The sequence below is a fragment of the Edwardsiella sp. A.80236 genome (assembly GCF_044540725.1).
In the GTDB taxonomy this organism is placed as follows: Bacteria; Pseudomonadota; Gammaproteobacteria; order Enterobacterales; family Enterobacteriaceae; genus Edwardsiella; species Edwardsiella tarda.
The window spans coordinates 1-12,766 of the sequence record NZ_JBIUCY010000021.1 but is presented as its reverse complement, the minus strand read 5'-3'; the positions used below and the strand labels follow the sequence as shown (position 1 = coordinate 12,766).

The 12,766-nt window shown below is 47.6% G+C and carries 7 protein-coding genes and 1 pseudogene; 7 read left to right on the top strand and 1 reads right to left on the bottom strand.

Translation table 11 applies throughout. The features are described 5' to 3' along the window. The first annotated feature begins 64 nt into the window (after positions 1–64). The 3 genes from guaA (at position 65) to ACEQFP_RS15195 (ending at position 5,257) form a co-directional block, all read left to right on the top strand. Positions 65–1,642: a glutamine-hydrolyzing GMP synthase gene (gene guaA / locus ACEQFP_RS15205; RefSeq protein ID WP_005289513.1), complete on the top strand. Its 1,578-nt coding sequence runs from the start codon at positions 65–67 to the stop codon at positions 1,640–1,642. 307 nt (positions 1,643–1,949) lie between these two features. Beyond that, a complete protein-coding gene (locus ACEQFP_RS15200; protein WP_370547225.1) occupies positions 1,950–3,137 on the top strand; it encodes a tyrosine-type recombinase/integrase in 1,188 nt (395 codons plus the stop codon). A gap of 44 nt (positions 3,138–3,181) precedes the next feature. Further along, a complete protein-coding gene (locus ACEQFP_RS15195; RefSeq protein ID WP_370547226.1) occupies positions 3,182–5,257 on the top strand; it encodes a nuclease-related domain-containing protein in 2,076 nt (691 codons plus the stop codon). 80 nt (positions 5,258–5,337) lie between these two features. Here ACEQFP_RS15195 and ACEQFP_RS15190 read toward each other — a convergent pair whose 3' ends face one another. After that, a complete protein-coding gene (locus tag ACEQFP_RS15190) occupies positions 5,338–6,228 on the bottom strand; it encodes a LuxR family transcriptional regulator (RefSeq protein WP_370547227.1) in 891 nt (296 codons plus the stop codon). 211 nt (positions 6,229–6,439) lie between these two features. On the opposite strand from ACEQFP_RS15190, the gene ACEQFP_RS15185 reads away from it, so the two are divergent. From ACEQFP_RS15185 to ACEQFP_RS15170, 4 genes and pseudogenes are all read left to right on the top strand, one after another. Then, on the top strand, positions 6,440–6,670 hold the full coding sequence (locus ACEQFP_RS15185; protein WP_040046762.1) for an AlpA family transcriptional regulator: 231 nt from the start codon (positions 6,440–6,442) through the stop codon (positions 6,668–6,670). A gap of 4 nt (positions 6,671–6,674) precedes the next feature. Next, a complete protein-coding gene (locus ACEQFP_RS15180) occupies positions 6,675–7,538 on the top strand; it encodes a helicase RepA family protein (protein ID WP_370547228.1) in 864 nt (287 codons plus the stop codon). Then, positions 7,525–8,277 (top strand): annotated as a pseudogene (locus ACEQFP_RS15175) (ABC transporter ATPase); the annotation flags it as partial. The gene ACEQFP_RS15180 and the pseudogene ACEQFP_RS15175, both read left to right, overlap by 14 nt. An 880-nt stretch (positions 8,278–9,157) precedes the next feature. Next, complete coding sequence (locus ACEQFP_RS15170) at positions 9,158–12,505, top strand: VPA1262 family protein (RefSeq protein ID WP_370547229.1); 3,348 nt, start codon at positions 9,158–9,160, stop codon at positions 12,503–12,505. The last annotated feature ends 261 nt before the right edge of the window (positions 12,506–12,766 follow it).

The following is a 12,766-nucleotide window of genomic DNA, read 5'->3' as shown; positions in this document are numbered from 1 at the left end:
CATTTGCCTGACCCACTGAGTTTGTACCGTTTTGCCCGTTCAATTTGCCAATATAGAGCCACTAATGACGCAAAATATTCATCAAGACCGCATTCTGATCCTGGATTTCGGTTCACAGTACACCCAGTTGTTGGCCCGTCGCGTACGTGAAATCGGCGTTTACTGCGAGCTGTGGGCATGGGATGTCAGCGAAGCGCAGATCCGTGACTTCAACCCGAGCGGCATCATCCTTTCCGGCGGCCCGGAGAGCACGACGGAAAGCGGCAGCCCGCGCGCGCCGGAGTATGTCTTCCAGGCTGGCGTCCCGGTACTGGGCGTCTGTTACGGCATGCAGACCATGGCCATGCAGATGGGCGGCCGAGTAGAAAGCTCTACCGAGCGTGAGTTCGGCTATGCCAAGGTAGAGATCACGTCGCCCAGCGCCTTGTTCGACGGCATTCAGGATTCCCTCAGCGACGACGGCAAGGCCGTGCTGGATGTGTGGATGAGCCACGGTGACAAGGTGACCGCCATTCCGGCTGACTTCACCACCGTCGCCAGCACCGAGAGCTGCCCGTTTGCCATCATGGCAAACGAAGAGAAGCGTTTCTACGGCGTGCAGTTCCACCCTGAGGTGACTCACACCCATCAGGGCCAGCGTATGCTGCAACGCTTCGTCCTGGATATCTGCGGCTGTGCCGCACTGTGGACGCCGGCGACCATCATCGAAGACGCCGTGGCGCGCATGCGCGAGCAGATCGGCGACGACGAGGTGATCCTCGGTCTGTCCGGTGGTGTCGACTCCTCCGTCACTGCGCTGCTGTTGCATCGCGCCATCGGCAAGCGCCTGACCTGTGTCTTCGTCGACAACGGCCTGCTGCGCCTGAATGAGGCCGAGCAGGTGATGGCGATGTTTGGCGACCAGTTCGGCCTGAACATCATCCATGTCAACGCCGAAGATCGCTTCCTCGCCGCGCTGGCCGGCATCGCCGACCCGGAAGCCAAGCGTAAGACCATCGGTCGCGTGTTCATCGAGGTGTTCGATGAGGAGGCCGCCAAGCTGCCTCAGGTCAAGTGGCTGGCACAGGGCACCATCTACCCGGACGTGATCGAATCCGCCGCCTCTGCCACCGGCAAGGCGCACGTGATCAAGTCACACCATAACGTGGGTGGCCTGCCGGAAGAGATGAAGCTGGGTCTGGTTGAGCCGCTGAAAGAGCTGTTTAAGGATGAAGTGCGCAAGATCGGTCTGGAGCTGGGCTTGCCGCACGACATGCTGTACCGTCACCCGTTCCCGGGACCGGGTCTGGGCGTGCGCGTGCTGGGCGAAGTGAAGAAGCCCTACTGCGATCTGCTGCGCCGCGCCGACGCCATCTTCATTGAAGAGTTGCACAAGGCCGACCTGTATAACAAGGTCAGCCAGGCCTTCACCGTCTTCCTGCCGGTACGCTCCGTCGGTGTGATGGGCGATGGGCGTAAATATGACTGGGTCGTCTCGCTGCGTGCGGTAGAGACCATCGACTTCATGACCGCCCACTGGGCGCATCTGCCTTACGACTTCCTGGGTCGCGTCTCCAACCGCATCATCAACGAAGTCAACGGCATCTCTCGCGTGGTGTACGACATCTCCGGCAAGCCGCCGGCCACCATCGAGTGGGAATAATGCTCCTTTAAGAAAGGTCTGGCATTAACAAGCACTAAATGATATCTAAGTCCGCGTAAGTGCGGACTTTTTTTGTTTTTGGCTTAGCCATTTTTGGTAATGTCTGGCAACGCCAAGCACGGTTTGACCTTGGTATTTTGATGGGTATGATTCATTGGTAATGCCATGGATTACGCCCGATACCATGCTGAGTGTTTGTAATGGGGCATGGTATTAAATTTTCATATCTTTCTGTTTTATAAGCATTAACCTCCAGTTATTTAGAGGTTTTTCAGCATGGTATCAAACAAGAATAATAGGATGAAACATGCTGACTGATACTAAGCTACGCAATCTCAAACCCAAGGATAAACTTTACAAAGTCAATGACCGTGATGGCCTCTATGTTGCCGTCACAACCACAGGGTCTATCTCCTTCCGCTACAACCATTCGATCAATGGCAGGCAAGAAACCATAACCTTTGGCCGCTACGGAGTAGGAGGCATAACGTTAGCAGAAGCACGTGAGCGTCTCAATGAAGCGAAGCGAATGGTTACTGATGGAAAGTCTCCGGCCAAAGAGAAAGCTCGTGCTAAGGCGAGAACGAAAGGTGCTGAAACCTTTGGTGCCTGGGCTCAGAAATGGCTGCGTGGCTATCAGATGGCCGACTCCACCCGGGATATGCGTCGCTCAGTCTATGCGCGGGAGCTGGAAACGAAATTTGGCAACCAGAAGTTGACCGAGATCACCCATGAAGATTTGCGCATGCTGACGGATGCCATTGTGGAGCGAGGGGCTCCAGCAACGGCTGTTCATACCCGTGACATAGTGCTGCAGATTTATCGTTGGGCCATCGAACGAGGGCAGAAGGTTGAAAACCCAGCTGACCTTGTGAGGCCAACGAGCATCGCCAGATTTGAGCCGCGAGATCGAACTTTGTCGCCTGCAGAAATCCGGCTTATGTATGAATATATGGGGCGGATTGGTACATCGCCCTCCATCCGTGCGGCGGTAAAGTTGCTGCTTTTGACCATGGTGCGCAAAAGTGAGCTGACCAATGCGACCTGGAACGAGATCAATTTCAGCGAGGCTCTTTGGACCATCCCAAAAGAGCGGATGAAGCGGCGAACCCCGCATCTTGTGTTTCTATCCAGACAAGCCCTGGACATCCTGGTCGCTTTGAAGACCTTCTCTGGTGGCTCTAGCTATATTCTGCCATCCCGTTACGATTCAGATTTGCCCATGAGCAGTGCCACCCTGAATCGGGTGATGACCATGACCTATACACTGGCACAGAAAGAAGGCAAGCCGCTCGCCAAATTTGGTCCCCATGACCTGAGACGCACGGCTAGCACCCTGCTACATGAAGCTGGCTATAACACTGATTGGATCGAGAAATGCCTTGCTCATGAGCAAAAGGGCGTGAGAGCGGTATATAACAAGGCTGAATATCGCGAGCAGCGCACTGTGATGTTGCAGGACTGGGCTGATATGATTGATGAATGGACTGAATAATATTTAGTTATTTTACAATATGATTGTGTGATATTGAGGGTGATATGTTAACTGAATTGAATGAGTTTAAAATAGAACTGTTAGATGAATATTTAAAAGGCGGTGTTGTTAATTCTGATTACATTTACAATATCATAAACAGTACATTGAGTCGCCCAGAAATTATTTGTATAAGAGATAAGGAGGGGCGCAAAAAACGAAATGAATTCATCATGAAACTCAAGGGAACTATTCCTGATGAATACCATGATATTCATAATTTGCTTCACTCTAAGAGTATTTTACTTGATGTATCAGAAAATCTTTTTGATCGATTATCTTCATTCATAAACCAGTGTGAGATAAGTAAGTATGATGAGGCTATACAGGTTTGGTCTCACATTAAACGGGCCGAGGAAGAATTTAAGTTAATTCATGGCGGCATAGAAAAATCTTTAAACAAAAAACCAAAAAGTAAATACCTTTCGCCTTACGTAAATATAGTAGATGATAATGGTAATGTTTTTTCTGCTGATGGAGCATCTGAAAATATAATTAAATATTTATCTATAACTTTAAAACTTCTAGCGTATCACTTTAAATGGTTTTCTGATGATAAAATAATAGTGCCTGATGAAGTTGCTGTTGAGGATGATAATGTATATCAGGCAGGCTCGATTGCTCTTTTGGCTCGTTCATGGATGGAATTAGAAGACATAAGCCAGAGAAGTTTAATATTTGGTGGTGATATCCATGTGTGTGAAGGTGAAGATGTTCCAGAAAGCGCTAGAATGGCCGGTGTAAAGGTTTCTTATCATTATGAAAGAAAGGAATCAGAGTTTGAGCTTTATGATGCAATAGCATGTGAGCGAGTGAGGCGAAAATCCCTTCAAGTGTTTATGGATATAATATCATCTAAAGATATTAGAAATATGGTAACACGAGATTTGCAAAATGTTGGGAAAATAGAGGATGGTAGTTTTCTCAGTGAGGAGGAGGTACTTGCATGTTTTACTCTTGGCGATATTTTTTGTGTGGATATTCTGTCGGATACCAAAGAGTACCATTGCCTTACGCTTGCTGAGTGGGTGAGGTGTTACTATGTTCTTCAGAACATATCAAAAAAAATAGTTGAAGAAAATACCAGTGATATCTTGGAACAAGAGGAAATAATTAGTGCTCTTGAAAACGTTGGGATAAGTAGAGAGAAAAGTTTAGCTTTTATAAACTTGGTCTCATTTTCAAGAGATTCTACAGACCTTTATGATTGTCCATTGATCACCACAAGGTCTGGGGGATGTTATATATCATATAACAGCCTTTTACATGCAAACATATCTAATATAGTTATGTCTCGACTTTCATCTCTAGAGACTAATTCCAGTGATAAAGGATATAAGTTTGAGTCCGAAGTCAATGATCTTATACGAAAAGTGATTGGAGATTGTAAATCTTTTAAATTTAAGAGAGGAGAGGATGAATATGAGTATGATGCCGCATTTATTTTAGATAGTAACTTGTTTATATTAGAATGCAAAAACCGGTCTCTATCTTGGTATAATCCAGTAAGAACATATAGAAATAAAAAATTTATCTATGATTCAGTTCGGCAAGTGAAAAGATTGAGAAGTGCTCTATACAAATATCCTGAAGTGGTTAAAGAACACTTTGGTGTTGAATGTTCAGATGTAAACATAATTCCTGTAGTATTCAATTGCTTGCCGTTCTCTCTGAGAGGAAGTATTGATGAGGTCTATGTGACTGATTATTCTTCTTTCTCGAGGTTGTTAAAAAGCTCTGAAATTAACAAGGTAATGTCAAGTTTAAACGGGCAAAAGAACATTAAGTCTGGATATAAGCAATGGAAAGGACATTCTTTATGCTCGGAGGATATAATAAGACATTTTGAAAATCCTGTTCAGTTGGCTCCATTCATTGATTCGAGAAAAGAAGACTATAAATGGTGGGTCGCAGATAGTGAAGTTGCTTTCATGGTTAAAAGCTTCGAAGTGGATACTAAAGAGTACGCCAAGAAAGAAAAGAAATTATTTATATCATTGCCATTGAAAAAACAGAAAAAACCTAAGGCAAATCGCAAAGCAATGGAGAAAAAATCTAAAAAGAAAAATAGGACAAAATAGTCATAATGAGAATGTTTTATAATCGCTTTCCCATTGAACTATGTATTTTATAACTCTGAAATAAAAATGTGGCAGGAACTTTAGCAGCTAAAGCTCCTGCCAGTCTGTTCGCCACTGAGGATCAAAAATTCATTACGTATTGTGGCTAGTGCTTTAGATACCGCTTGTCGTGTCATAGGTTGTTGCTTGGCATTTAGTATCCGTTGCCCAATCTTAGCCTGATTCAATCCTAACATTTTGAGGACAAGTATTCTTTTCTTGGTGTCAGAAAATTTTGAGTCCACCATTCTACGAGCTAGGTTGCGAAATTCTGCTTCGTCTGCTGGCTGCAAGGTTAATCTCAGCATTAATTGGAAAAAATATTTATCTATCAGCTCATCGCCTGATAGTGCGTTAGGTCTGGAGCGGTTGGCGCACTGGTGAGTCAGCCTAGTAAGTTCGATATTAAATTGTGTTAGGGAGCGTTTTGCCTGTCTATATAAAGGATTCCACTCGCCAGTTACCAACTTGGGTCGGTGCTCGCTGCAATACTGGTAACTGAGCTCTAATTTTTTGTGATCTTCGAGTTCGCAATTATTAATCCGGACCTCCTCAACCGTTGCCATAAAGGTAGCAAACTCAGTCATATTTCCGCAGAATTCGCAAAACCCATGTTTTCGTTGCTTATTTAGGTTGACACCCTTTTGGGAGGTAGACCTTTTGGGGGATTTGCATGCGCAGCACCAGACTAATCCAATCAAAGATTCAAGCGTAGCGACAAAGCACAGGTCTTTCGCCGTTTGCTGGTCTTCAGTTTTGATGAACTGTCGCAACAACTGACGTTGCATACGGACCATGGCCTCTAGCCCCACCAGTCTGACAATTTCACTGAAAGGTACACCGACCGCCGCACCAGGAAGATATCCTGTGTAGTTTGCTGGAAGAGTCTTTATGTAGCTATTTACAGCTTGGTCGAGGACTTCTTTGATCAAGCGAAGGATAGGGTATCGACGTGATGATACCGAGTATGGCAGCCAGAGTGCTTCAAACTGCTGGATGGCAGCCGAAATGTGATGATCACAGTTTTCCCAGATGACTATCTTTGGTGCTTTTTCATGTCAACCATTTTAGCCAATTAATGCGCTTACTCAAGTTCTATTGCTTGGCACTATAAAGCCTTCACTAGTTGCTGGAGGCAAACACATGCAAACAATGGCATTCAAGACTCTGATTAATAGAAAAGCACTTTTGGATATGATCCCACTTTCTGCGCGAACAATTTACAACATGGAACTGCGGGGTGAATTCCCACGCCGTATTGCGCTGACAAGTAGAAATGTTGCTTGGGATCTGTCGGAAGTCGAAAAATGGATTGAAGAGCGCAAGTCTTCTGGATTCCATGCTTCACGCCCCGGCCAGACTATTAGAGGTTAATAGCATGGCCCTCGATCTCATGGCCGCTTTTACTGAGCTGCTGCCGCCTATTGATTACGTTCTACCAAATATGGTTGCGGGAACTGTAGGCGCAATTGTTTCACCTGGTGGGGCGGGTAAGTCCATGTTGGCCTTACAGCTTGCGACACAGATTGCTGGAGGCCCAGATCTACTGAACATTGGTAAGTTCCTCACAGGGGCTGTGGCTTACCTGCCAGCTGAAGATCCGACCGCCACGATTCATCATCGGTTACATGTATTGGGTGCACATCTCACGCTTACAGAACAGCAGGCGGTAGCTGATGGATTACTGATTGAGCCGCTGATCGGTCGGTGTCCTGACATTATGTCTTCGGCATGGTTCGACGGACTCAGACAGGTTGCTGATGGCCGACGCCTGCTCATTCTGGATACTCTGCGGCGCTTCCATATTGAGGAGGAGAACGCCAGTGGGCCAATGTCACAGGTGATTGGCCGGATGGAGGCCATAGCTGTCGAAACCGGCTGCGCTATCGTATTTCTCCATCACTCCAGCAAGGGTGCGACCATGATGGGGGCTGGTGACCAACAGCAGGCCAGTCGTGGTTCATCTGTACTGGTCGATAACATCCGTTGGCAATCCTACCTTTCGGGGATGACGCTAAAGGAAGCCGAAGAGTTGGGGGTCAACGACGGTCAGCGAGGTTACTTCGTCCGCTTTGGCGTCAGCAAAGCCAACTATGGCGCACCTTTTCCCGAACGTTGGCTGCGCCGAAATGAGGGGGGCGTACTCAAGCCGGCTGTGTTGGAGAGGCGGCGTAAAACTAAAGAAGTATTGCCGTTCAAGAAATCGGAAATTGCTCTGGAGGGCGCTGATGACAATTGGTAACAAGGTCGTTCCAACCAGTACCAGCGCACAGGCACGAGTGATGATCTACCAGGCGACTCAACGCCCGAGCATGAGGGAGGCAAACTGGATGAATACATCCTTTGGCCGTTGCTCTATTCAGGGGAGGTTAGGACAGCGGCACGCAGATGTTGTTGAGGCAATCTTGTATTGTGCCGAACGTCGCCGCGATGTGTCCGATGGTGGTGTCGAACTTCTGGTAGACCCTGCTAAAGTGCGGAAAACGCTGTCAGACAGCCGGTATAGCCTCTTCCAGCTTGAGAAACTACTGACTGAACTGCGAGCAGCAACCGTAACTATTGAAACGTCACAGTTCGATTTTCCAATAATCGGTGGTTTGATAGATCATGTTATCCCTTCACCGATGAGACGCCTTGATCCTCTGACGGGAGGAGAGCGGAACTTATGGAGAGTTCGGCTTGGTATCGCACTGGTCATGTTATTGGAGCATGACCTAAGCCTGTACTACGATCTGGCGCCCATTGCCCGTTTGCGACACGGTATTAGCCAAGCTATTGCTCGCCATATATTGACTCACAAGCATGAGCCCGCCGGAGGATGGCATGTTGACACCCTGATTCGCGCAGTGTGCGGTGAAAATCTCAATAGCAAAAAGATACGAAATGAGCGTTACAGGCTCAGGGAAGATGCGGAAAAATTGCATGAGGTTGGGATAGCAATAGATGCTGAAAATAGGATAAAGCGTCTCACACCCGCCCGATTTTTTACTCTTTTGGCAGGATATTCAGGATATCTCAGGATCCTCAGTCGGAGTAACCGTCCGCTTTATGCGGACGGTTACTCCTTGCCGGACTGCGCAATCGGCCAGAGGCCGAGCATTGAACGCCAGGAAAGGATCTCACCCTGAAAGCTGATTGAGGGGGCTCGTAGGAAAGTGCACGGGAACTATGTGTAAAGTTATTGGGTTTAGCTAAGTAAAGCATATGTATTTTCGTGGTAATTTACTGTTTTATATGACTTTTTATCTTTTCTGGATCTTTTTTTGGATCTTTTTCTGGCGTAAGTACATTACTTAATCCTATGTATGGCGATAACAGCCCTTTCCTATTGAGTATCCCCGAGAGAAACAAGGCTGATCTGAGGGCAGGATGTGTGAAGTTAGCTAACCGGCAAGCCGGTTAACTCTCTTCACTGTCCCTTATTCGCACCTGCGGCGCTCAACGTACTTCCTGCCCTGCGTGGCTTGTCAGCTCTAAGCTGGTGATCACAAACCTTGTTGAGTCGGGCAATCGTTCCGTCTACGGGCCTATTCTGTCCGCATCTTGGCTGATGACTCGGCCATATCCCGCCGAAGCTCCGCTAGTTCATGGGCTGTCAGTCTTCGGGCACCTTTGCTTGTGGGGGTGGTTTCGAATGACAACGCTTGGTCGGAGTTATTGTCAGATTTTTTGAGTATCTCTTTACACATGCTTCTCACCTATCGATTCCTCAATAAACCCATTATAACGTTCATAAAACGGTGGTTTTCTGTGCAGCCCACCAGATCGTTGGTCCACATTTCCCTGAGGCATAAGTCCTGTTAAAGTTTCAGACAATAATTTGATCGGATATTGAGAATGCGGACGAGGACTTTTGATGTGATGGCTCCAAAACTAGATGACCTGCTCACTGATGACCGACTAGCTAGATTGTTCACGACGGATAGCCGCGACTGCGCGCTCCAGTTGTGGGTTTTGGAGATCAAATGTCAACGGTTGACTGAAAATCGTGTGGTTTATGGTCGTCTTCTTCCTTATAGTCATTCTAGTAATAGCTGGTCCTATAGCAATAATGACGATTTCCAGATGTTTGGCCAAACAAAGGTGAAAGTTACTAGGCTTAATCTTTATATCAAAAGTAGCCGTTGTGCGGAACTTTTACGGCTTCTTTGTGAAGGGAAGTCACTATCTGAAGTCAGTGAAGTGTTGAAATTGACACTGCCAAATGGATTTGAAAAAAAATTTGGGGCTACATCGCTAGGGATTGGCAATCAAATCTACCGCCCAGTTTCCTACCTGCTAAACCGCGACGCATATGATCGGAGATCGATCTCTAGCCCGCATAGCGCAGCTGGCGCATTTAGTGCCTCAATTACCCTGGCTAACAAGGCGGAATTATTTATTCTGGCCGGTGTCTACGATCCAGACTTGACGACTATGGTGGTCAAGTGTCTCAATGCGGAAACTGGATTAGATTTCAGTGGTTCTGATATTACGAGGTTTGGTGACCTTGAAATGCTGGTGTTTCCCACGCTTAATGATCACGAGCAGAGCTTGCTGAGTGTGGATTGGGTGGATTCTCCGCGTACTTTGGTTGCACGGTTCAATCCGCTACAGGTGCCGCATTTTAATAGTTTTCAATTTCGCCTGAGCATTTACAATGACGCTCAAATCGTCTATTCGGGCCTGGCTTCTGCGGTTAGGGATGAAGCTGGCGAGTTCGTGTGCAAGTTTGAATTAGGTGATCAACTGCGCGAGAGAACCGATAGCACCGAACTGGAAATATTTGGATTCCACAGCAATTACCCAAATGCAGGCTTGTTGTGCTGCCGTTGGCGGGTCGGATATATCCGGGAATTTAATTTTCAGGGGCACGTTGTGAACCACGGCGGCGGTCAGGTCAAGTTTGATTGGCTAGAAAAGACAGTTCGCCCATCAGAGTCGGTGCGGGCGAAAGCAGCTCTGACCATTAATCGCGGCGATTATGGATTCGGCAATAGCTTCGGTGGGCGTAAGGCGGACCCTTGGGTGCCGGTCAACCGAGAACTCGTATCTCTTTTCAAACGACTTCATCCACCAAAGTCAGAGGGACAGTTTCTGTTGCGTTGGGGAAAGGAAGATTCCGAGAGTAGACTGAAATTCATTGAATGGTTCAAGACTCTACTGGCCAAGTACCAGCAACACCAGATTGTCATCTTCGATCCCTACTTCGAGGATGCGGGATTAGGTCTGCTTTTGATCTGTGCGGCACATAATACAAACCACATTGTTTTCAGATCATTACCAAAGAAACGACCCAAAGAAATAGAGCCAGCGTCGAGCACTCTTGAAGAGCCTGGCCTGAACGGAATTAATAACTTGCTGAAAAATTGCGAGAACAATCGGCAACAGCTCAGACGTCTCAAGCTCCGTATCTACGGATTGAGGGAAGGTAAGCTGCATGACCGTTACATCTTGATTATAGGGAGTGATGGTCTGCCTGTTGCAGGCTTTAATCTGTCTAACTCTTTTCAGAAAGCTGCTGAGAATTACCCATTGCTGATCACTCCGATCCCTGCGGACATTTTGCTCAATGTTGAACAATATATGTCCGACCTCATGCAGGAGGCAGGGGCTACGCAGATCAGAGACGAAACAGAAGATCCTTCTATACGGATTCTCTTCGACTCTATGGAATCATCAACGGCAGAGCAAAACTACGAGCCACCACACTATCTTGACAAACACCAAGCTGGTGACGTTCTGAGCACGTGGGTCGGTGAGGAGTCCTTACAAGGCCTGAGCGGTGATTCGTTAAAGGAGAGAATGGCTGTATTAGGCCTACTTACTGATGGGTCACTCGCATTCTCAGAGACAACAGGCCTGCACAATTGTCTGCGTCAGAAAGCGGGTAACTTCACGGACTTTATGGCTACCTGGGAAATAATCGGCGACGTGCTCGCTCATTCGCGCATAGAGGAATACTTCTTACGCGAGCTTGAACCAGAACCAGAACGTGGTTTTCTGGAGTTTTTGGCGCGGTTTCTTGAGGCATCGTTCAATCGTACTCATGACGAGTTTGGGAAGGAAGTGACGGTAATAGAGGCTCGGTTCTTCCGGATGCCAGTCGAAACGTTGTTACAAAGCTCTTATCACCCACATCATTTATACCATCCGGTAAAATACACGGTCCTGACCTGGACGGAGTTCTACACAATTAAGTTTTTGTGGTGGTATGCCCCAGACGCTCTGCTGTTGATCGCTGAAGCGCAGATGGCTAGCGTACTCACGGAACCTCAAGGACCGGATACGGTGCGGCTGTCTCTATTGAGTCAAGTCGTGAGCGAGATTTCGTTGACGGTGCAGTTCGGCACCAATGCGAGACAGCGGGATCGGCTCGTTGGAAGCAGTAATGGTCTGCTGCAATGGTTAGGGTTATGTGCGATTGAGACCCAACTGAAAAAACCGGGAGGCCTCAATGCCGTGTTGCAGTTGGTAGCCGCTTTTGACTACCCCGAGCGGGTTCGCGCTCTGGGCTGGATGGTTCATCATATGGCAAGGAACCCGCAGAAGATCGATCTGTATAAAGGTCTAGTTGCGGCACTTCACGATGCGTTGCCTCCAGACATCCCGGCCGAAGAACTAGCGCGCCTAGTCAACTCAATGCGCGGGCATATGCAGCAACTGGCTTGGGTTGAGCCATGGTTATTCCAAGATGTGATCTTTCCCTTGTTGCAGAATAATCGTGTCCACTACGATGATGCCTCCGCCCTGTGGAGCCAAGAGCTGGCTAATATGCTGGAACCGAAGCTGAGTGATCAATCACTGTTATTTGACCGAGCACGTGAGGGGCAGACAACGAACATCTCTGCGTTTCTTTTTGCCTACAGTAGCCCCACACGACAGCAAGCCATATTGAAAGTAATGCAGGACATTCTTAGACGGCAGCAGCGGGTTGTGCAACAACCTCTTGCAAGTACCTCGAACTGGACTCGATGGGACCGTGCCCTCACAGTCTCACTATGGTTACTGGCTTTCTTCAGATGGGGTGAATTTTATCTGCGCCAACGCTGCTCGACTGATCACGAGTTAGAGAAACTCTCTTCAATTGCACGAGCGCTGGTTATGGTCAGACCGATGCGTGAATGGCGATTTGATGGAGTCGGTAAGCTGGGCGAGCTCGCAGCGTTTCTTGATCAAGTGGATGAACTCTTGGATACATCCGATGGGCGGAAAGATGGCCTCCAATAAGCATGAGTAAATGTGAAAATATGGTATTTTCATGGTATCCAAAATAAGTCTCATGGTAATTTATTGATTTATAAAGAAAACGGTGATCGTTTTACCATCGAGTGGGAATGATTTCCCGTCTGGCGCTAGCCTGAACGGATAAGCCGTAAAACACCACTAAGCCCGCATCACTGCGGGCTTTTTTGTTGTCAGCTTTAAACCACCTCCTCGGGAGGTGGTGATTGTCCCTGTGAGGCTATAGCCTGAAGGAAGCCCATGCCA